General features: G+C 34.1%; 15 protein-coding genes. 13 read left to right on the plus strand and 2 right to left on the minus strand.

Annotated features, from left to right (window positions below):
- Positions 1 to 144 precede the first annotated feature (144 nt).
- The 11 genes from A9G44_RS04940 (at position 145) to A9G44_RS04990 (ending at position 14,643) form a co-directional block, all read left to right on the plus strand.
- Complete coding sequence (locus A9G44_RS04940) at positions 145 to 1,122, plus strand: HlyD family secretion protein (RefSeq protein WP_065607258.1); 978 nt, start codon at positions 145 to 147, stop codon at positions 1,120 to 1,122.
- 43 nt (positions 1,123 to 1,165) lie between these two features.
- Positions 1,166 to 2,326, plus strand: coding sequence for an ABC transporter permease (locus A9G44_RS04945; RefSeq protein WP_065609486.1), 1,161 nt, complete (start codon positions 1,166 to 1,168; stop codon positions 2,324 to 2,326).
- Positions 2,323 to 3,513 carry an ABC transporter permease gene (locus A9G44_RS04950; protein WP_065609488.1) on the plus strand — a complete coding sequence of 397 codons (1,191 nt, stop codon included), beginning with the start codon at positions 2,323 to 2,325 and terminating at the stop codon, positions 3,511 to 3,513. Before A9G44_RS04945 ends, A9G44_RS04950 begins: the two co-directional genes overlap by 4 nt.
- Positions 3,514 to 3,795: 282 nt before the next feature.
- Positions 3,796 to 4,515: an epoxyqueuosine reductase QueH gene (locus tag A9G44_RS04955; protein WP_065609490.1), complete on the plus strand. Its 720-nt coding sequence runs from the start codon at positions 3,796 to 3,798 to the stop codon at positions 4,513 to 4,515.
- A 192-nt stretch (positions 4,516 to 4,707) separates the two neighbouring features.
- Entirely contained in the window at positions 4,708 to 8,982 is a 4,275-nt protein-coding gene (locus A9G44_RS04960) for an acyl-CoA dehydratase activase-related protein (protein WP_065609492.1), read from the plus strand.
- 78 nt (positions 8,983 to 9,060) lie between these two features.
- Complete coding sequence (locus A9G44_RS04965; protein ID WP_065609494.1) at positions 9,061 to 9,663, plus strand: CDP-alcohol phosphatidyltransferase family protein; 603 nt, start codon at positions 9,061 to 9,063, stop codon at positions 9,661 to 9,663.
- Positions 9,664 to 9,680: 17 nt separating this feature from the next.
- Positions 9,681 to 11,432: a bifunctional alpha/beta hydrolase/class I SAM-dependent methyltransferase gene (locus A9G44_RS04970; RefSeq protein ID WP_065609496.1), complete on the plus strand. Its 1,752-nt coding sequence runs from the start codon at positions 9,681 to 9,683 to the stop codon at positions 11,430 to 11,432.
- Positions 11,432 to 12,769, plus strand: a complete 1,338-nt coding sequence (locus A9G44_RS04975) for a phosphatase PAP2/dual specificity phosphatase family protein (RefSeq protein WP_065609498.1) — start codon at positions 11,432 to 11,434, stop codon at positions 12,767 to 12,769. Before A9G44_RS04970 ends, A9G44_RS04975 begins: the two co-directional genes overlap by 1 nt.
- Positions 12,756 to 13,241: a hypothetical protein gene (locus tag A9G44_RS04980; RefSeq protein WP_065609500.1), complete on the plus strand. Its 486-nt coding sequence runs from the start codon at positions 12,756 to 12,758 to the stop codon at positions 13,239 to 13,241. Before A9G44_RS04975 ends, A9G44_RS04980 begins: the two co-directional genes overlap by 14 nt.
- A gap of 60 nt (positions 13,242 to 13,301) precedes the next feature.
- On the plus strand, positions 13,302 to 14,240 hold the full coding sequence (locus A9G44_RS04985; protein WP_065609502.1) for a phosphatidate cytidylyltransferase: 939 nt from the start codon (positions 13,302 to 13,304) through the stop codon (positions 14,238 to 14,240).
- Positions 14,241 to 14,379: 139 nt separating this feature from the next.
- Positions 14,380 to 14,643, plus strand: coding sequence for an HPr family phosphocarrier protein (locus A9G44_RS04990; protein WP_034913021.1), 264 nt, complete (start codon positions 14,380 to 14,382; stop codon positions 14,641 to 14,643).
- A gap of 122 nt (positions 14,644 to 14,765) precedes the next feature.
- Here the strand turns inward: A9G44_RS04990 and A9G44_RS04995 are convergent, their stop codons facing one another.
- Complete coding sequence (locus tag A9G44_RS04995; RefSeq protein WP_065609505.1) at positions 14,766 to 16,142, minus strand: APC family permease; 1,377 nt, start codon at positions 16,140 to 16,142, stop codon at positions 14,766 to 14,768.
- A 513-nt stretch (positions 16,143 to 16,655) separates the two neighbouring features.
- The gene (locus tag A9G44_RS05000; RefSeq protein WP_065609507.1) at positions 16,656 to 18,344 is read right to left on the minus strand and encodes an amidohydrolase; all 1,689 of its coding nucleotides are present in this window, start codon (positions 18,342 to 18,344) and stop codon (positions 16,656 to 16,658) included.
- 147 nt (positions 18,345 to 18,491) lie between these two features.
- Here A9G44_RS05000 and matP point away from each other — a divergent pair, with 147 nt between their 5' ends.
- Together matP and topA are read left to right on the plus strand one after the other, a co-directional pair.
- Positions 18,492 to 18,956, plus strand: coding sequence for a macrodomain Ter protein MatP (gene matP / locus A9G44_RS05005; RefSeq protein ID WP_065609509.1), 465 nt, complete (start codon positions 18,492 to 18,494; stop codon positions 18,954 to 18,956).
- 29 nt (positions 18,957 to 18,985) lie between these two features.
- Positions 18,986 to 21,595, plus strand: a complete 2,610-nt coding sequence (gene topA / locus A9G44_RS05010) for a type I DNA topoisomerase (protein WP_065609511.1) — start codon at positions 18,986 to 18,988, stop codon at positions 21,593 to 21,595.
- The last annotated feature ends 121 nt before the right edge of the window (positions 21,596 to 21,716 follow it).

Here is a 21,716-nt window from a genome sequence, read left to right on the forward strand (position 1 = left end):
CAACAATCCCTAACAAAGGATAAATATTTTTTAATCGTTAACACATATAACAGTATATATTTTATTGCGTATTTAAGTGTTTGGCTTTATATTATTTTCAATACTAATATTGCAATTTTGCTTTAACCTTTATAAGCCCAATTTATGCATAAAAAACGTTTTTCTTTGATTGTAGCGATCATTGCTGTTATTGCTATGGTTGTTATTATATATTTTGCTTATCAACCTAGTACTATTATTTTGCAAGGTGAAGTTGAATCTAATCGTGTTGATGTTGCTGCCAGAGTTCAAGGTCGAGTAAACCAATTTAATTATGATGTTGGTGACGATGTTAAGCAGGGTGAAGTTCTTCTTACTCTTTCAAATCCTGCATTGTTAGCTCAGCTTGCAACAGCAGAAGCGCAATTAAAAGTAGCAATGGCGAGTCGTGATAATACTTATAGCACTAGACCAGAAACAATTGATGTGCAAAAAGCGCAGTTAGATAAAGCTAAATCAGATTTAGATTTAGCTCAAACTAGCTATGAAAGAATTAATCGTTTAGCTAAAAATGGCACTGTTTCAAAGCAAAGCTATGATGAATCCTTTAATCAATATCAAGCGGCCATTAAAGCTTATGAAGCCGCTAAAGCTAACTTATCACTAGCCGAAAACGGTAGCAGTGTAGAACAGAAAAAATTAGCCGATGTGCAAGTTGAACAATCAGAAGCAGCATTGGCGCAAGTAAAAGCTGATGTTAATGAATTAACTTTAGTTTCTCCAATTAACGGTCAAATTACGACTCGAGTCGCTGAAACAGGGCAATTATACAGTCCAGGTACTCCGCTTTATTCTATTATTGATTTAAATGATATTTGGTTTACTTTTAATATACGTGAAGATTTGCTGGGAAACCTTAAAGTTGGTGATATGTTTCAAGTAAGAGTACCGGCATTAAATAATCAGATTATAGATGTTAAAGTCACTGTATTAAATGCTTTAGGTCAATATGCGAATTGGCAGGCGACTAAAGCAACGGGTGATTTTGACTTAAAGACTTTTGAAATGCGTGCTAAACCAATTAATAAAGTGTCAGGTCTCCGCCCAGGAATGAGTGTTACTACAAAGTGGCAATCTCGCTAGCTTGAATAATATCGAGATTTTACACAAAAAAGGAACGATATTAATGCATCACCGGCTATTTCAAGTAATTGGATGGGAACTTCGTAAATTAATTAAACAACGTATTTTGTGTTTATTAGTTTTCATCTATCCTTTATTATTTATTTTTTTATTTGTTTATATGTACCATGCCGGTGTTATTACTCAGGTACCTATTGCTGTTGTTGATCAAGATACAACCAAATCATCTCGCTTATTAATTCAACAAGTTGCGGCTTCACCTCAGCTACAGGTAGCTGAACGTTATCAAGATCTTACCTCAGCTAAACATGCGTTGATTAAAGGTGATGTTTATGCTGTGCTTTTCATTCAGCATGAGTTTGAAAAAGATCTTATAGCTGGTCATCAGCCAGAAGTTGTCGCTTTTTATAATAATCAGTATATGTCAGCTGGAACGATTATTTTTCGGGCGATGAGTTCCGCATTGAAAACAGCAAATAGTCAAATAGTATTGCAAGGATTATTAGAAAAAGGAATTGCTTCACCAGTTGCACAAAGCCAAATGCAAACTATACCGACAAGTTTACATCCCTTATATAATCCAACTTTAAATTATTTATATACGTTAATTAGTGGTTTAATTCCTACTATATTACAAATCATTATTATGATGGCCATGGTTACTAGTATTACTCGTGATCGTTTTACTGGAACGGGGTATCAGCAAATATTACAATTAGCTAATCATAATATTTTTATCTTTTTATTAGGACGCATTATTCCTTATTTTATCTATTTTTTATTTTGCTTGATTCTATTTGATACGGTTTTAATTGCTAATTTTAATTTACCTTTAAATGGACATTTAATATTGCTTATACTTGGTGATATAGGCTTTATTTTGACTTCATGTTTGTATGGCATTTTCTTTGGTTTAACGGGATCAACACTAGCACAAGCTTATGGCACTGCAAGCTTAGTAGCATCACCAGCGTTTGGATTTACTGGGCTTATTTTCCCTCGGATTGCAATGAATACCTTTGCTTATATTTGGAGTGCTTTATTACCTGTAACATGGTATATACAAATTCGTCTTGATCAAACATTAAGATCGCCAAATATAGTAACTTCCTTACAACCGTTTGTTTATTTAGTGATCCAATTAAGTGTTATGGCTATTCTTGTTTATCTTTTTTTACGAAAGATCCGTAGGCGGTTGGTATGATTAAATCTTTACTATTAATTTCCTATGATGAATTAAAACGAATTTTCCAAACCAAAGCGATAGTTAGCGTTATGTTTGTGGGAATATTTATCTATTTCATCTTTTACCCACAACCTTATTTACATGAAGCAATCCGAGATGTTCCTATTGCTGTTATTGACCAAGATAATACCAATTACAGTCGAGATCTAGTAAGACAACTTGATGCTAATAAGTCCATCAATATAGACTTACATATTGCAGACTTAGAAACGGCTAAAAAACTTATCGAAGAACGTAAAATATATGGAGTTGTACTCATACCTTACCGTTTTCAAAAGAATATATTAGAAGGAAAAACTAGCCCAGTGTCATATTATGGCGATGCGAGCTATATTTTAATTTATAGTAATGTTGCTACCGCCATTAATACCGTTGCCAGTAATTTTGGCGCTAAAATTTCAATTTCACGCAAAATAGCGCAAGGTGTCGATCCTGCAGTAGCAAATAATAATGTTTCTCCTTTTAATAGCCAGTTAATTAGTTTATTTAATCCTCAATCAGGATATGCAACCTATATTATTCCAGCCGCTTTTATTTTGATCTTAAATCAGACATTATTTATCGGTAGTATTTTATGCCGTCTATTTAGTAAAAATTCTGATTTTGAAATAGCCTTTGTTAATAAACAAAATCACACGGTTTCATCGGCATTATTACTGCTTTCTGGTAAATTATTGACTTATTTAGTACTTTATTTAATCTATTTTATTATTTATACCGTATTTGCTAACTATTGGTATGACTTACCGCGCCTAAGTCATCTATCTGTTTCCTTACTATTTATTCTTCCTTTTATTTTGTCCACTTCGTTATTAGGTAAAATTGTTTCACATTTTGTCCATACGGTAAGTGATGTGTTTTGCTTAATTATACCGTCAAGTATGATTATCTTTTTTGTTACAGGATTATCTTGGCCAAAAGAATTGATGCCTCCTTTGTTCCATTTTATTGGCTATATATTTCCAGCTGTACCAGCTATAGTTGGGTCAGTAAAAATAAATCAAATGGGAGCAAGTTTTTCCGAATTTAGTCAGCAATATTGGCATTTGTGGATATTAACCATTGTCTATTTTTGTATCGCATTTATTTTAGAAAAACGTTATGTTCAAAAGATAATGTCGACAAATACTAGGAGAGAAAATTAAATTAGCAATAGTTCATTTATTATAAATAATCAAATAAAAATTGATTGATACAACGTCAGCAATGGCACTAATTTGCAGCTGTATTAATATGTTTGAATTTCTTTTTTAGCTTTATGATAAAGCTCATTTGTTATTTATAAAAATATGTCAGTTTCATAAATTTAGATATAGAATTTTGGTTTTCTCCTTGAAGGTTAGTGTGTATAGCTATATCATAATTGACCGACTAAGCTCTTAGTTAGCTAGACCCCAGAAAATAGAAAACAAAATAAATGAGTCCCCATGTTAATTAATGCTAAAAATATTCTCGAAAAATTAAATCCACATAATAAAGTAAATTACGATTCTGTTTTAAAAGAAGTGATTAATAATTGGCAATCAGAATCAGTTCGACCAAAGTTATTAATTCATAGTTGTTGTGCACCTTGTAGCACCTATGTTTTAGAGTATTTAGCACAATATGCAGATATTACAATTTATTTTGCTAATTCTAATATTCATCCCAGAGTTGAATATGAGCACCGTAGTGTGGTGCAACAGAAATTTATTGCTGACTTTAATCAAAAAACAGGTAATAACGTTCAATTCTTAGAAGCACCTTATCAGCCAGCAGAATTTATTAAACAAGTTGGTCATTTACGTGATGCGCCAGAAGGAGGAGAGCGTTGCCATATTTGTTACAAAATGCGATTAGATCTGGCTGCAATTAAAGCACAAGAATTGGGCTTTGATTATTTTGCAAGTGCTTTAACACTAAGCCCTAAAAAGAATAGCCAGAAAATAAACGAACTGGGGTTTGAAATTCAAGAGATCTTTTCGGTCAATTATCTGCCTTCTGATTTTAAAAAGAATAACGGTTATAAACGCTCTATTGAATTATGCAAGGAGTATGATGTGTATCGTCAATGTTATTGCGGTTGTATTTTTGCTGCTAAAGCACAAGGTGTTGATTTGAAAAATGTGATTGCGATAGCTAAGCAAGGTTTAGAAAAAGGTTTATAACTATTAGGGACATTTAATTATAGACCATACTCAAACGTATAGTTACCTGAAACTTTTTGACACTGTTGCTATCTGCTGAATGATATTTTTTTAAACAGAACTATTAAAAAATTTAAACATTTAGCTATAATTATTATTTATAAAATTAATTTTCTGATAGTTAGCTATATTCTTGCTAAATGTGAGTTTATTATGTCAAAACTTTATAGGTTAGGATTGGATGTTGGTTCTACAACAGCTAAATGTGTGTTGCTTGATGTGCATGGTAATTTTGTTTATACCAATTATGTTCGCCATAATACCCATATTATAACAACTGTATTGCGATTATTAGATGAGATAGTACAAAAACTTGGCAATAATATTATCTTGTCGGTGAAAGTGACTGGCTCGGCAGGAATGGGTATTTCGGAAAAAGCAGAGATTGCTTTTATTCAAGAAGTGGTAGCTGCTTCAGAAGTTGTGCAACGAAAATATCCCGAAGTAAGAACATTGATTGATATAGGGGGAGAAGATAGTAAGATGATCTTCTTCTTCCCAGATCGTCCACCAGATATTCGTATGAATGGCAGTTGTGCTGGTGGAACTGGAGCGTTTATCGATCAGATGGCAACGTTACTTAATACTCCAGTTCAACAATTCGATCTTCTCGCCCAAAATCACAACCAAATTTACCCAATCGCTTCTCGTTGTGGTGTTTTTGCTAAAACCGATGTCCAAAATCTGATTAGTCGTAACGTTTCAAAAGAAAATATCGCATATTCTGTTTTGCATGCCGTTTGTATTCAGTTAGTTAATACCTTAGCGCGTGGTTATGACGTTGTACCAAAAGTGATGTTAATTGGTGGACCATTTTCATTTATTCCAACACTTGGTAAAGCGGCTTTAGAGACTTTAAAGCTAACTGAAGATCAAATTGTAAAAACTGAACATCCCACGTTATTGTCGGCTTGGGGAGCTGCAATTCATCTTTTGGATCGTACTGAGCTTTCAATTACTGATTTTATTGCAAAATTAAATGCCTCAACAAAAATAACCACTAATCAGACTTTTAGATTAAATCCATTATTTAATAAATTATTGTCTTTTGATGATTGGAAAAAACAAAGAAAATATATTGAAATTCCTAAAATTAAGCTAGCTGATTATCAAAAACAAAACGCTTTTTTAGGTATTGATAGTGGATCTACAACTACAAAAATTACCTTAATTGGTGAAGATGATGAGTTGCTTTTTACCTATTATGCACCAAATAATGGTCACTCTATTGGTGCTTTAAGCAAAGGTTTAACACAATTAAAGCAAGAAATTGCATCATCAAGTAAAAACATTGTTATTGTTCGCACAGGTGTTACAGGTTATGGCGAAGAGCTATTAAAAGCAGCTTTTGCTTTTGACGATGGACTTGTTGAAACGATGGCGCATTTTGCCGCTGCAAAACATATCGATCCTGAGGTAAGCTTTGTAATGGATATCGGCGGCCAAGATATGAAAGCTATTTTTATATCCAATGGTGTTGTTAATCATATTGAACTTAATGAAGCTTGTTCATCAGGATGTGGGTCGTTTATTGAAACATTTGCTAAATCACTTAATTTTAATACGATCGACTTTGCTGATGCGGCTTGTAAATCAACAAGCCCTTGCGATTTAGGTACACGATGCACTGTTTTTATGAATTCTAAAGTTAAACAAGCTTTGCGTGAGAATGCTACTGTTGGTGATATTTCAGCTGGGCTCGCTTTTTCAGTCATAAAAAATGCGATTCACAAAGTATTAAAACTCCACGATATGCGTAAACTAGGTGATCATATTGTGGTGCAAGGAGGAACTTTTAAAAATCCAGCAGTTCTTAGAGCGTTAGAACAATTAACTGGTGCACAAATTACGAGTTCTAATATACCTGAATTAATGGGGGCTTATGGCTCTGCATTAGTAGCAAAAAATCACTATCAACAAAACCCAATAGCATCAACATTTATTGGTTTAAACAATTTATACAAAGCCGAAGATAACAAAGCTAAACCTTCGCGTTGTAAAGGGTGCGAAAATAAATGCGATATTGTAATTTATCGTTTTGCTAATGGGCAACGCTATTATTCAGGCAATAAATGTGAACGTTTTTTAAGTAATAATCCTCAAAAAGATAACAATTCATTTAATATGTTTGATTATAAAAATGCGTTGTTATTTGATCGTATTGCAATTTCAACCTCTGATACAAAAATTAATATTGGCATTCCGCGAGTGTTAGGACAATACGAAAATTTTCCTTTTTGGCATACGTTATTAACTCACAGTGGTATTAAGGTTACTCTTTCGCCATTTTCGACCAATGCTATTTATGAAAAAGGGGCAGGAACAGTCATGTCTGATAGTGTTTGTTTTCCTGCTAAGTTGGTGCATGGGCACATTATGGAACTTATTGAACAAAAGGTTGATCGTATTTTTATGCCCATGGTGGTTTTCGAGTCTGCGCAGTTTGATAATGCTGTGAATAGCTATAACTGTCCAATAGTCAGTAGTTATGCTGAAGTGGTAAATAGTGCGATTAATCCCGAAATGAAATATGGCTTGCCAATTGATCATCCGGTTATTAATTTCACCAATATTGAATTACTTAAAAAAGGCTGTATTAAGTATTTAACTTCGCTAGGTATTAATAAAGCTGTGGCAGAGAAAGCATTTTCTAGTGCAATAATTGCTCAATCTGAATTTAAAAAATCACTTTATAATAAAGCAATTGAGGTCTTAAATAATGCTAAACAAACAGGACGTTATGTATTTGTTTTAGCGGGGCGCCCTTATCATAGTGACAGTTTAATAAACCATAAAACTCCCGAAATCTTAAATGCACTTGGTTGCGATGTGATTACTGAAGATTCGGTATTGGGAGCGATCAATCAATTGTCACCAGAACTACAAATTTGTTCACAGTGGAGTTATCCAAATCGTTTATATGCTGCGGCAACCTTTGTGGCACAACAAGCAAACAATATTCAATTCGTTCAACTTAATTCATTCGGTTGCGGACCTGATGCGATTGTCACCGATGAATGTAAAGCGATATTAGAATCAAAAGGCAAAACCTGTACGATTATTCGTGTTGATGAAATTTCAGCAACGGGATCCGTTCGTTTACGTTTGCGGTCAATAATTGAATCCATCCGTGTGAATCACCAACAGCCATTAAAATCTGTTGAGCGTAAAAAAATAGCTATTTTTAATAAACAAGATAAACAGCGTAGGACGATACTAGCTCCGTTTCTTTCTGACTTTTATTCGCCAATTTTACCGTCAGTATTTGCATTATTGGGCTATAAGCTGGAAACATTGCCAAAACCAGATAAAACTTCGGTTGAGTGGGGATTAAAATATTGTAATAACGAGATTTGCTATCCTGCAACCATTATTGTTGGCGATATTATCAAGGCTCTTCAATCTGGTAAGTATAATCGTGACGAAGTTGCGATTGGAATTACTCAGACAGGGGGGCAGTGTCGTGCAAGTAGTTATCTATCATTAATTAAAAAGGCCATGATTAGTAATGGTTTTGAAGATATACCAATCATATCACTTAGTCCTAAGAATATGAATCAGAGTGAACAACCAGGTTTTAAAATTAATTGGTTTAAAGCACTGCCAACTTCTTTTTTTGCTATGTTGTTTGCTGATTCGTTATCTAAAATGTATTACGCTGTAGCGCCTAGAGCAAAGATAAAACAACAAGTTGATCAACTTAAGAATCTTTACATAAGAAAATTAGAGCAGGCTATTAGTCAGTCTAAAGGTCATAAAGTAATTTATACATTATTAGCCGAAGCAGTTGATGATTTCAACCAAGTAGAAGTTCTAAACAAAAATTGCCCACAAATTGGTATTGTAGGTGAAATCTATGTTAAATATAATAATTTTGGTAACCAACACAGTATTGATTGGTTAATTGATCAAGGTATTGAGCCAGTGATACCTCCAATGCTCGAATTTTTTGTTCAAGGCTTTGTAAATTTTGATAGTAATATTGATAATCACCTTGGATCAAAAAGTTATCTTTCCTATTTATTACACTTTATTGAGAAGATTGCACAACGTTATATTGATAAGACTAATCAAATTCTGGCTAATTTTAAATATTATCAACCATTTCATAACATTCGTGATATAGCAAAAAAAGCTGAACAAATTCTTAATTTAAGTAACCAATTTGGAGAAGGCTGGTTGATCCCAGCAGGCATCATGAGTTTTGCTGAGTATGGTATTAACAATGTCATTAGTTTGCAACCTTTTGGCTGTATTGCTAATCATGTGGTTTCAAAAGGTGTTGAAAAACGTATGCGTGACTTGAATCCTAAACTTAATTTATTGTATTTGGATTTTGATGATGGGGCAGGAGAAGTAAACGTGCTAAATCGTTTACATTTTATGGTTAACTCATTAAGGTATACCCAATTACAACGTATTTTTTAATCATTATAATGACATATAACTATGTGATAATGTATAAAATTATCATAGTAATGCATTTACAAGGAGGATCAGTTAGTTGTGTTGTCGATTTATCAATTAAAACCAAAATTTCAAGCATTACTTAGACCATATGCCAATGCTCTTTATAAAGCAAATTTTACCGCCAATCAAGTAACATTAATAGCTGGATTTGGATCGATTTTTATCGCTTTGATTGTTGGAGTATTAGCCAAATATCAATGGATTTTTTTTCTTATTCCAATATGGATGTTTATCCGTATGGCACTTAATGCCATCGATGGTATATTAGCAAGAGAATATTACCAAAAATCAAATTTAGGTGCTTATTTAAATGAAATTTGTGATGTTGTGTCTGATAGCGCATTGTTACTCATTTTTACACAAATTGAATGTGTCAATAACTATTTAGTCATTTTAGTGGTTTTATTGTCGTTGTTAACAGAATACAGTGGCGTGCTAGGTGTTATGATTGGTGCTTCACGGCGGTATGATGGACCAATGGGTAAGAGCGATCGAGCATTTGTGCTTGGCGGAATTAGTCTAGCGATTGCCACTTATTTATTACCTTTAAGCTACATCAATGCGCTATTATGGATCATTAGTATTTTGCTTGTTTGTACTGTAATTAACAGAATACGAAATGGCATTCAAGAAGTCTAAAAATAATGAGGAGAAATATGCGTCAACAGAAACAGAAAACATTTATTAGTTATGATGGCTGTCAGTTATTCTATCGCTATTGGCCTGTTATTGATAGCAATACTAATCAACCTAAAGCAATAGTCATTTTTCATCGTGGGCATGAACATTCAGGACGTGCTGCACATCTTGCTGATGAATTAAATCTACCAGATTATCAAATCTTTGCTTGGGATGCTAGAGGTAATGGTCAATCAGAAGGTGAGCGAGGTGATGCTCCTAATTTTGCAACACTAATTAAAGATGCTAACTGTTTTATTGAACACATCATGCAGGAGTATAACCTCCGTCAAGAAGATATTGCTATTATAGCCCAAAGCGTTGGTGCTGTGATTGCTTCGGCATGGGTACATGACTATGTGCCAAATATTCGTGCCTTGGTATTAGGTTCGCCAGCTTTTAGCGTAAAATTATATGTACCATTAGCGGTGCCAGGATTGAAATTACTATATAATTTGAAAGGGAATTTTTTTGTTAATAGTTATGTCAAACCTAATTTATTAACGCATGATTTAGAAAGAGCAACTTCGTTTACAAAAGACCCATTAATTACTCGACCTATTTCTGTACGACTTTTGCTTGATTTATATTCAGTATCAGATCGTGTTGTTAAAGATGCAAATGCAATCACCGTCCCAACACAATTGTTAGTTTCTGGATCGGATTATGTAGTAAGACGAAAACCGCAAAGACAGTTTTACGATAATTTGGGCACACAACAAAAAGAATTTCACATTCTCCCAGGGTTTTATCATGATACATTTGGCGAAAAAGAACGAAAATTTGCTATCGATCGTGCAAGACGATTTATTATTGGTTGTTTTGCCAATCAACTTTGTGTACCGTCATTAGTTAATGCTGATCTTGTAGGATATACTAGGCAAGAAGCAGATAATTTAACGATGCCTCCATCGGGTTTGATTAAACCCATATACTGGAAGTTTATTAAAACCAATTTAAAATATGCCAGTAAATTATCAGATGGAATTAGGCTTGGTTTTGATACGGGATTTGATTCGGGTAGTACGCTTGATTATGTTTACCGTAATGAACCATCGGGAACATCAAAATTGGGGCGTTTTTTTGATTATGTTTATTTACAATCTATTGGTTGGCGAGGAATTCGACAACGAAAAGTACATCTTGAAGAGTTATTAAAACTGGCTATCAATAGATTATATGATCAGAACTATTCTGTCGATCTTGTTGATATAGCAGCAGGGCATGGGCGTTATATTTTAGAAACGATTAATCAAATTGCCAATAAACCCAATTCGATTTTACTACGAGATTATAGTGATATTAATGTGCTTGCAGGTCAAACATTAATAGAAGAGAAAGGGTTAGTAAATATAGCACGTTTTGAAAAAGGCGATGCTTTTAATCGTGAGCAGCTTGCCCAATTATCACCTAAACCAACTTTAGCTGTTGTATCTGGTTTGTATGAGCTGTTTAGTGATAATCAGTTGATACGTAACTCGTTATCTGGCCTTGCTGAATCAATACCTGAAGGGGGATATTTAATTTATACCAATCAGCCATGGCATCCCCAATTGGAATTTATAGCAAGAACGTTAACTTCACATCGTGATGGTCAACCATGGATTATGCGAAGACGAACTCAACGTGAAATGGATCAGTTGGTTGCAACTGCTGGGTTTAAAAAAATAACAATGCGTATTGATCAGTGGGGGATTTTTACTGTATCGCTAGCACAACGAATTAGATAATGGATAAAGTAAAACTAGGATTTAATAAACTAACTATTTATAAGTTTATATGGTTAATTTGTTTAGCTATTTTCTTTTTTACTAGCTATAATTTTGCCAATTGGTTTACATCTACACGTAGTGATGTAGGAAGTATAGTTTTTAAATGGGAGCATTCAATTCCATTGTGGTCTTGGTCTATCGTGCCTTATTGGTCGATAGACCTTATGTATGGACTAGCAATATTGCTTGTTTGCTCTCATCGAGCTCTAAAAATACTTTGTCTTCGACTTTTATCCGCTCAGATCATTTGTATTATCTGTTTTTTGACTTTTCCGCTTAAGTTTTCTTTTGAGCGCCCAACATTAGATGGATTATCGGGATTATTATTTAATATTTTGATGGGATTTGATAAACCCTTTAATCAAGCGCCATCGCTTCACATTACATTATTGGTTATTTTATGGCAATTTTATGCTAGCTATTTTCGTGGTGTATGGCGCTATACTTTACATATTTGGTGTTTATTAATTGCTTTATCTGTATTAACAACTTGGCAACATCACTTTTTTGACGTCCCTACGGGGCTCGGAGTAGGGTGTTTCTGTATTTGGTTATGGCCAGATGATAGTCTATCACCAATAAAAAATTACCAATTACCTAAGCAGTATTTTTGGAGTAGTGTTTATTTTTTACTGTTCGCATCTTCCTTTTCTATTGCTATTTACTTTTATTCATGGGCATTGTGGCTATTATGGTTTTCTGTTGCATTTTTATTAGTTTCAGTAAACTATTTATTAGTTGGTACAGTCGGTTTTCAAAAACAGGCTAATGGGAAATTTAATCTTTCAGTTACTATTTTATATCTGCCTTATTTTGTGATTATATGGGTTAATTCACGATTGTGGACATTTAAAAATAAGTCGGTAGATTTGATTTGTGATAATGTTTATTTAGGTAGAATACCTTCCAATAATACTTTGCGCATAAATCATTTTTTCTCAATTGTTGATCTTTGCGCTGAATTACCAATTCCTCATTTTAATGGTCAGTACAATCTCATCCCTGTATTAGATATGACGCCATTGACGATTGAACAATGTCAGCAAGCAGCTGAAATTATTAATCAGTATTACAAAAAAGGTAAATTATTAGTCTGTTGTGCTTTAGGATATTCGCGCAGTGCTACCGCTATTATTGCTTGGTTATTGTTAACTAAAAGAGCATCGAACTTAGATGAAGCAATAAGTATGGTAAAAGAACGCCGTCATACAATTGTTATTACAGCCAAGCAACGAATAATTTTGTTAGACTGGTTTTTACAAATAAAAAAAGGAAGTCAGTATGTTAAATCATGATGAATCAAAAAAATTAACAACAGATTGTCAAACATCACTTGTGATATTTTGTGGATTACTGACTATCAGTTTATTAATTGGTTTATTATTGTTGTTTTTCACTATTACAGCATTATGCTTTGGATTGATCTCAAATTGGATGATTAACGATGCTTTACCATTAACCTTATTTTGTTTTGCTGCCTTTATTATGGGATTGATTGGGATTTATTACACATTAAGAATTCAATTTGATAAACAACTGTTTAATTATTTGTCTACTCGCAACAAACAACTCGCTAATACACTTATTGAGTTAGATAATGTTCTGTTAACCCTTCATTTAATTAAGTCCAATCAGTTAATAAAACGAACTATCATTGAACGCCAACAAGGTACATTAAGGTTGTTTAGAAAACAAATAACATCACTGATTATACAAATTATATTGTTAATAGGAGCATGGTTTAGTGGCATTATTCAATCTTGGTAATTCAGTTAAAGTAAAATTGGTTCATATTTAACAGCGGACAAGCAATAAGGAGAAAGGAATATGTCTAATTATCAAAATGATACCTTATTACTATTTGCTGGTATTGGTATTTTACTTGTTATTGCCTCTACTATAGGTTGGTTATTAAAACGGCATCTTAGTAGTCCAAATAATGTAATTGATAATCTTATCACTCGCATTAATGCATGGTGGGTAATTGTGGCTGTTATAGGTATTGCATTCTTGATAGGAAAATTTGCGGTAGTTTTTCTATTTTTCGTAGCATCTGCTATTGCATTACGAGAGTTTTTAATTTTAACGCCTGCTAGTCGTTATGATTCTTATGCATTGGTATTTGCCTATTTCATTGCTTTACCTTTGCAATATATTTTAGTTGCTATATCGTGGTATGGATTATTTAGTATTTTTATCCCTGTTTATGGTTTTTTATTATTAGCCATTTTGGCGGCAATAGCTGGTTCAACTTATAATTTTTTGGAGAGAACAGCTGAAGTACAATGGGGATTAATGACTACAGTATATAATATTTCTTGCGTACCAGCATTATTAATATTACCAATTGATAATTATCAGGATCGCAATCTTCTTTTGATTGCTTTTTTATTATTGGTTGTAGAGCTTTCAGATGTGTTGCAATATGTGTTTGGAAAATTATTTGGCAAACATAAAATTACTCCAAATCTATCGCCATCTAAAACGGTTGAAGGATTTATTGGAGGAACCTTATCAGCAAGTTTAATTGGTGCGTGCTTATTTTGGATCACACCTTTTAGTTTTATCCAAGCAGGGTTTATTTCACTCATGCTTACATTATTTGGTTTTTTAGGCGGTTTGGTTATGTCTGCCATCAAACGAGATAGAGGTATAAAAGATTGGGGAAATTTAATTAGTGGTCATGGTGGTGTGCTCGATCGTTTAGATTCTGTTTGTTTTGCCGCACCGATCTTTTTTCATCTTGTACGTTATTTTTGGGTCTAACTTTAATATTAACTTTAGATAAGCAAACTAGTTTATCTAAATTATACAAATTCACATGCAAAAAAAGAGCAAAATCGTTTAATTTATGATATAAATACAGTTATAGTTTTAACTTTAAAATATAAATAAGGACTTTATTATGTTAAAAGAGCAAATGGTAGTAAAAAATTCAACGGGCTTGCATGCTCGCCCTGTAACAACACTAGTTAAATTAGCTGGTCGTTATAAATCATCAATTGAGCTTGTTTATAATGATAAAGCAATTAAATTAAAAAGTATGATGGGTTTACTTGGTGCTGGGGTTAAAGGTGGTTCAACTGTAGAAATCATCTGTGATGGTGAAGATGAACAAGCAGCAATGGACGAAATCCGTGAATTATTTGCTACAGGATTTGGTGAGTAATTACAACATTAGCTAGCTAATAATTATTTTTTTATTTGATTCCGTCGACTTAGGTCGACGGAGTTGTTTTTTGAAAGGCGTAACTAGATACTTTTAAGTAGACCTAATTTAAAAAGATTAAGTTAATCTTTAATTATTGAATTCAATTCGCTATGATCAATTGAAGGCAACGTTTTGGTAAAACCTTTAGTTAGATAAATTAAATAAATAACCCCAATTGCTAACCAAACTAAACCAACAATCATCGCTGTTGCATCAAGACTTGTCCACAACCACAATGAAAGCAAAACGCCAATTGCAGGTAATAGTCCATACTTAAATAGCATTGATGCTGTTTTTGTATTACCACTAAGGTAGCTTTTGATCACACATAGATTGACAAAAGTAAACGCCACTAATGCACCAAAGCTTATCATTGAGAAAACTAAACTAAGATCTAATACTAATGATAGTAATGAAAAACAAGCGACAAAGATAATCGATAAATAAGGCGTTCTAAAGCGTGGGTGAATTTTATAAAAGATCTGTTTAGGTAGCACGCCTTCACGTCCCATTGCATAAAAAATCCGTGATACGCTAGTCTGTGCAGTCATTGCCGATGCAAAGACGCCAGTTAGATATGCCGCTTGGAAGAAATTGTACATAAAATTGTTACTAATTTGTCTAATAAATTCTATACGATTGATTTTATCAAGGTGGTGCATCACATCAAGGCTTGCCGTATCTTGGTTATCAACAAAACTACTCCACATAGGAAAAATCAGATGACCACAATAAGAAACAACCAAAAAGATACAGCCAGCAATAAGAACTGTCCAAATAATGGCTTTAGGCAGAGATCTTTTTGCATCATTGGATTCTTCTGCCAACGTTGCTATCGCGTCAAAGCCTAAAAAAGCAAGGCAAAGTACTGCGGCTCCTGACATTAATCCGCTAAAATCATCAGCATTGATCTTAAGTGGTTTTATTATCACTTCTGGGATTAAATGGGTATTTGCAAAAGTGAAAAATATAAATAATCCAATAAAAATCATCTGAACAATAATTAAGGTGAAATTTACCGAATTGATCAACTTAATACCCAGATAATTTAAGAGACTAACCCCAATCAATGACCCAAGTACAAATACATAAGCAGGAACGCTAGGAAATGCTTCATTAAGATAAATACCTAAAACCAAATAATTTAATATTGGTAAAAATAGGTAATCAAGGATTTGTGCCCAACCCACCAAAAATCCAGCTTTTCCACCAAAAGTACGTTGTACATAAGAATAAGCAGAACCAGCAATAGGTAGTTTATTTGCCATACGACAATAGCTTAATGCAGTGAAAAAAATCATGGCAAGGGTGATGATATAGGCTATAGGTAAGTGTCCATTACTTTTAACAGTTACTTCCCCATAAGTGGTAAAGATCCCTAAAGGAACCATATAAGCTAAACCAAATGCAATTAATGCAGGTGTGGTTAAAACTCGTTTCATTTTTATTGCGGACATGACTTACTTTGCTCCTCTGTCCCAAAAAACAATAAAAAACTACTAAGTATAGTTTTGCCTTTTTACCCGCTTAAAGCGGCAGGGAATTCTGCCATATTATAACAATTATGCAAGCTAATTTTTTGTAAAAAATATTAAAGCGGGCAAATTATAAACTTTAAAGTATATTAGCTGTTAATTAAGACCTATTTAATTTAAACGGGTTAGTTAAAACTTTGAATTTTTATTTTTACATATGAGTAGCAACAGAAATACTAATTTAACAAATCAGTTTATAAAATAAGTATAGATTATTGTATTGATCTTTAGTGGAATTATGAGGTATGGTCAGGAGCTATATGGTATGTGATTGATATGTTTATCGGAGCATTGATTATTGCTGCTATCTTACATTTCACAAAACGACAGCGGGAAAACAGAAAAAGCAATTGAAGTTGATTAAAGCTTGGATAATTATTTATGCTACACCACTAATAATTGTGGTGTAGTAATTTGACATAAAAAATTTAAATTTTAAATTACATCATTTTGATAAACCGTTTTACCGCCAACAATAGTTGTTAACACGTTAACGTTTTGGATATCATTAGTTGGTATGGTAAATGGGTTGCGATCTAAAATAATTAAATCAGCAAATTTACCTTTTTCAATTGAACCAATATATTCATCTTGATTTAATACATATGCAGCATTGATAGTAGCACTACGCAATACTTCAGTAATAGTTAAATTACGATCGCTGTCTAATCGTGGATGATCAGCATCAATTTGTCGAGTCATAGCAATTTGGAAATCATACCATTCGTTTAAAGGATCAATTGGCCAATCGCTACCAAATGCACAGTTTACACCAGCATCAATGTATTGCCCGTGCGCTTCTAATCCATTATAACGTTCTGGACCAAATAGAGTTTGATACTGCTCAACCATTGCTGAACTACAACCAGCCCACTGGAAAGAAAATACTACGCAAGCATTTAATTGTTTATATCTAGCAAACTGGTGTGTTGCGCTTAGTTCGTTATGTGCAGTGCTTGGACGGATATCTGCATCAGGTAAGGCTTTTCGCATTTTTTCAATAGCATCAAGTACCACTTCAATTGCCCCTTCACCAACAGTATGCATATGTGGGTGAAAACCTGCTTTTGCGGATTCAAGTATTAATGCATCTAACATTTCAGTGGAATAATAAAGATCACCGTAACGATCTTTTTCGTTTTCTAACTGATATGGTTTAAGTAATCGTGCAGTCATCAAAGGTGCTTGCATTACGCCATCTACAAATAACTTAGTATGTGATATTTTAATGCCTGGTTTAGGTTGCCAGTTTTTATCATCATAACGAGCGGCAAACTGTTTTATTTTCTCAATGACATTTGGAATATCGGCGATTGATGATACATCATCAGGTGGCAATTCCCGAGCGCCAAACAGGCGGATAGAAAGCCCATCTTGTTGCTGTAGTCTTAAAAAGGCATCGGCTTGAGTTTCAGTAATTCGAGCATCCATAACAGCAGTAACGCCTTGTTTATTTAATTCTGCTTGCGATAATTTAGCAATATTAAGTGCTTGTTCATCAGTTAATTTAGAAATACTATCAAAAGCACGCATGGCTGGAGCATCTTCTAATATACCATTTAATTCACCTTCATCAGTACGACCAATTTTACCATCCGATGGTTCCGGTGTGTTTCTATCTAAACCAAATTTCTCTAATGCTATACTGTTAGCAACCAAAGTATGGCAATCATTTGAAAACAAAATAACAGGGCGTTTTGTATTGAGTTTATCAAGATCAAAACGAGTAATATCTGTACCAATTGGCAACACTTCTTGGCGTAACCAACCACGGACTTGCAACCAATTAGCGTTATGATTGGGATGATCTTTATCTAAATAGTCTTGAATAATAGCTAAAGTCTCATTAATAGTTAAACTTTGGTAATTTAAATTACATGATGATAATTGCATACCACCCCAAAAGGTGTGTAAATGTGAGTCAATAATGCCTGGCATCATTGTCTTGCCTTGCAAATCATAAATTATTGTATGATTATCAACATAGTGACTGTTATTTATTTTTTGCGTGGAGCCTGTTGCAATAATATAGCCATTTTCAATTGCGACAGCTTCACACACGCTGTCTTGCTTGTCTGCGGTGTAAATATAGCCATTAATATAAATAACATCAGCTTTAGCCATTATGTAGGATTCCTTAAATAAAGATCGAAATGAGAGGCTCACGATAACAGATTTATAAAAAATTTGTCAAACGCAATAATTTTCTTTATTGTGTGAGCAGATTATGCTACAAATAGCTATTTAGTTACAGCGTCACAAGGTAAACGGATGAAATATCAACAGCTAGAAAACCTTGAATGCGGTTGGAAATGGAACTATCTAGTTAAAAGACACTTAGAAGGTGAGTTAATTACACGCTATATTGAAAAAAGCGCTGCGCAGCATGCGGTTAATGAGCTATTGTTGTTAGAACATAACCCAACTGGTGTTGTTAATTGGATAAAACAGCATTTAAACCCTGACTTAGATAATCGCCTAAAGCAAACTATTCGGGCAAGGCGAAAGCGCCATTTTAATGCAGAACAACAGTATACTCGGAAAAAATCCATTGATTTGGAATTTTTAGTCTGGCAACGATTGGCTAATTTAGCTAAACGCCGTGGATGCACGTTGTCACAAACCATTACTCAACTAATTGAAGATGCAGAGCAGAAAGAACAATATGCAACGAAAGTATCAACAATTAAAGATGATTTACTATCACTCCTAGATGTAAATATTGATAGTAAATAATACAAACAACAGAATAGAAAGGTTTAATTATGGGAAAATCCCTTGTTATTGTCGAATCACCAGCTAAAGCAAAAACGATCAATAAATATCTTGGTAAAGATTTCGTGGTTAAATCAAGTGTAGGTCATATTCGCGATCTACCTGTGAGTGGTAGTAGCCAACGAGCTGAAAAATCAACAAAAGACAAAAAAGATAAAGCAGATAAGAAAGTTAAACGTTCAGAAAGACAGGTCTTGGTTGATCGGATGAGTGTTGATCCATATAACGGCTGGAAAGCGCATTACGAAATTCTACCAGGTAAAGAAAGAGTAGTATCCGAACTGAAAAAACTGGCTAAAGATGCTGACATGATCTATCTCGCAACCGATTTGGATAGAGAAGGGGAAGCCATTGCATGGCATCTTAAAGACGTGATAGGTGGTGAAGATAGCAAATATCGTCGTGTTGTTTTTAACGAAATTACCAAAACGGCGATCAAAAATGCTTTTAATGAACCATCGATGCTTGATATGGATCGGGTTAACGCCCAGCAAGCACGTCGATTTATGGATCGGGTAGTTGGCTTTATGCTATCGCCATTACTTTGGAAAAAGGTTGCTAGGGGGTTATCAGCTGGTCGTGTACAATCTGTTGCTGTACGTCTTGTTGTTGAGCGTGAACGCGAAATTCATGCTTTCATTCCTGAAGAATACTGGGATCTGTTTGCTGATTTGAACACGGCTAAAAATGAGCCATTAAGTTTGCAAGTTACTCATTATAAAAACGAAGCATTCGAACCTAAAGATAAAGTTGCCATTGATATTGCGCTAGCTGAACTTAGTAAAAACCAATATCAAGTAACTAATATTGAACAAAAGCCAACTAAAAGTAATCCAACAGCACCTTTTATTACCTCAACTTTACAGCAAGCAGCAAGTACTCGTCTTGGTTTTGGTGTTAAAAAAACCATGATGTTGGCTCAAAGATTATATGAAGCAGGTTACATTACCTATATGCGTACTGACTCGACCAATTTAAGTCAGGATGCGCTAGCGATGGTACGTGATTATATCGGTAAAAATTTTGGCGATAAATATCTACCAAAATCGGCTAATGTATACAGTAGTAAAAAGAACTCGCAAGAAGCGCATGAAGCGATTCGCCCATCAGATGTTACTATCTTAGCTGATAATCTTAGTGATGTTGAAGCTGATGCCGCTAAATTATACCAACTAATTTGGCGCCAATTTGTAGCTTGCCAAATGACATCGGCTGAATATAACTCAACAACAATTACGGTTAATTCAGGTGATTTTACTTTAAAAGCCAAAGGTCGGACATTGCGTTTTGATGGTTGGACTAAAGTGCAGCCACAGCTAGCCAAAAATAATGAAGATAAAATATTACCATCACTATCGATAAACGATAAGCTTGATTTAATTAACTTAAATCCAAATCAACATTTTACCAAACCACCAGCAAGATATAACGAAGCATCTCTTGTTAAAGAGCTTGAAAAGCGAGAAATTGGGCGACCATCGACTTATGCAACCATTATTTCGACAATTCAAGATCGTGGTTATGTGCGTTTAGATAATCGTCGGTTTTATGCTGAAAAAATTGGTGAAATTGTTACCGATAGACTTAGTGAAAACTTCAATGATCTCATGAGTTATGATTTTACAGCACGTATGGAACATGCTCTGGATGAGATTGCTCATAAAAAACAAGAATGGCGTGAAGTGCTGGATCAGTTTTTCAGTGACTTTAGTCAGCATCTTGAGGTTGCTGAACAAGCACCAGATAAAGGCGGAATGCAGCTTAATCCATTAGTGCTAACACCTGAAATTAAATGTCCAAATTGTGGGCGTGAAATGGGTATTAAGACTGCTGGTACCGGTGTATTTTTAGCTTGTTCAGGCTATGCGTTGCCACCTAAAGAGCGTTGTAAACAGACCATTAACTTAATTCCTGAGCACGAAACATTAAATATTCTAGAAGAAGCTGAAACAGCAGAAACTGATGCTTTAAGAGCCCGTAAACGCTGTCCAAAATGTCACACGGCTATGGATAGTTATCTACTTGATAATGAACGAAAACTGCATATCTGTGGCAATAACCCGATTTGTGATGGTTTTATTGTCGAAAAAGGTAACTTTAAGGTTAAAAGTTATGAAGGGCCAATTATTGAATGCGAAAAATGTGGTTCAGAAATGCATTTAAAATCAGGGCGATTTGGCCTATATATGGGCTGTACTAATCCTGATTGTAAAAATACGCGTAAGATCTTAAAAAATGGTGATGTTGCACCACCAAAAGAAGACCCAGTTGATCTACCTGAACTAAAATGCACCAAGTCAGATGCACATTTTGTATTACGTGACGGTGCTGCGGGTATCTTTTTGGCGGCGCATAATTTTCCAAAATCAAGAGAAACACGCGCACCTTTGATAGAAGAGTTACAACGTTTTAAAGAGCGCTTACCCGAAAAATTCATTTATTTGACCGAAGCACCAAATAAAGATCCTAATGGTAATCCATCAATTGTTCGTTTTAGCCGTAAAAATAAACAACAATATGTTACTTCTGAAGTTAATGGAAAATCGACAGGTTGGGTGATGCAATATGTGGATGGCAAATGGATCAATAGTAAAAAATAGGTAAGCACGTCTGAATTTTGTGAAAAACTTTCAGGAAAGTATACGTTTTAGTATAAAATAATTATTGTTTTGTGCTAGGCTGTGAAATGACTTACCTTAGCAATTCTTCCTTTTGTAATGT

This window comes from Gilliamella sp. Occ4-3, assembly GCF_001690675.1.
Lineage (GTDB): Bacteria > Pseudomonadota > Gammaproteobacteria > Enterobacterales > Orbaceae > Gilliamella > Gilliamella bombi.

Coding starts and splice junctions, on each gene's coding strand:
- A9G44_RS04940 (WP_065607258.1), top strand. CDS start 145: ATGCATAAAAAACGTTTTTCTTTGATTGTAGCGATCATTGCTGTTATT.
- A9G44_RS04955 (WP_065609490.1), top strand. CDS start 3,796: ATGTTAATTAATGCTAAAAATATTCTCGAAAAATTAAATCCACATAAT.
- A9G44_RS04990 (WP_034913021.1), top strand. CDS start 14,380: ATGTTAAAAGAGCAAATGGTAGTAAAAAATTCAACGGGCTTGCATGCT.
- A9G44_RS04985 (WP_065609502.1), top strand. CDS start 13,302: ATGTCTAATTATCAAAATGATACCTTATTACTATTTGCTGGTATTGGT.
- A9G44_RS04975 (WP_065609498.1), top strand. CDS start 11,432: ATGGATAAAGTAAAACTAGGATTTAATAAACTAACTATTTATAAGTTT.
- topA (WP_065609511.1), top strand. CDS start 18,986: ATGGGAAAATCCCTTGTTATTGTCGAATCACCAGCTAAAGCAAAAACG.
- matP (WP_065609509.1), top strand. CDS start 18,492: ATGAAATATCAACAGCTAGAAAACCTTGAATGCGGTTGGAAATGGAAC.
- A9G44_RS04980 (WP_065609500.1), top strand. CDS start 12,756: ATGTTAAATCATGATGAATCAAAAAAATTAACAACAGATTGTCAAACA.
- A9G44_RS04950 (WP_065609488.1), top strand. CDS start 2,323: ATGATTAAATCTTTACTATTAATTTCCTATGATGAATTAAAACGAATT.
- A9G44_RS04960 (WP_065609492.1), top strand. CDS start 4,708: ATGTCAAAACTTTATAGGTTAGGATTGGATGTTGGTTCTACAACAGCT.
- A9G44_RS05000 (WP_065609507.1), bottom strand. CDS start 18,344: ATGGCTAAAGCTGATGTTATTTATATTAATGGCTATATTTACACCGCA.
- A9G44_RS04970 (WP_065609496.1), top strand. CDS start 9,681: ATGCGTCAACAGAAACAGAAAACATTTATTAGTTATGATGGCTGTCAG.
- A9G44_RS04945 (WP_065609486.1), top strand. CDS start 1,166: ATGCATCACCGGCTATTTCAAGTAATTGGATGGGAACTTCGTAAATTA.
- A9G44_RS04995 (WP_065609505.1), bottom strand. CDS start 16,142: ATGTCCGCAATAAAAATGAAACGAGTTTTAACCACACCTGCATTAATT.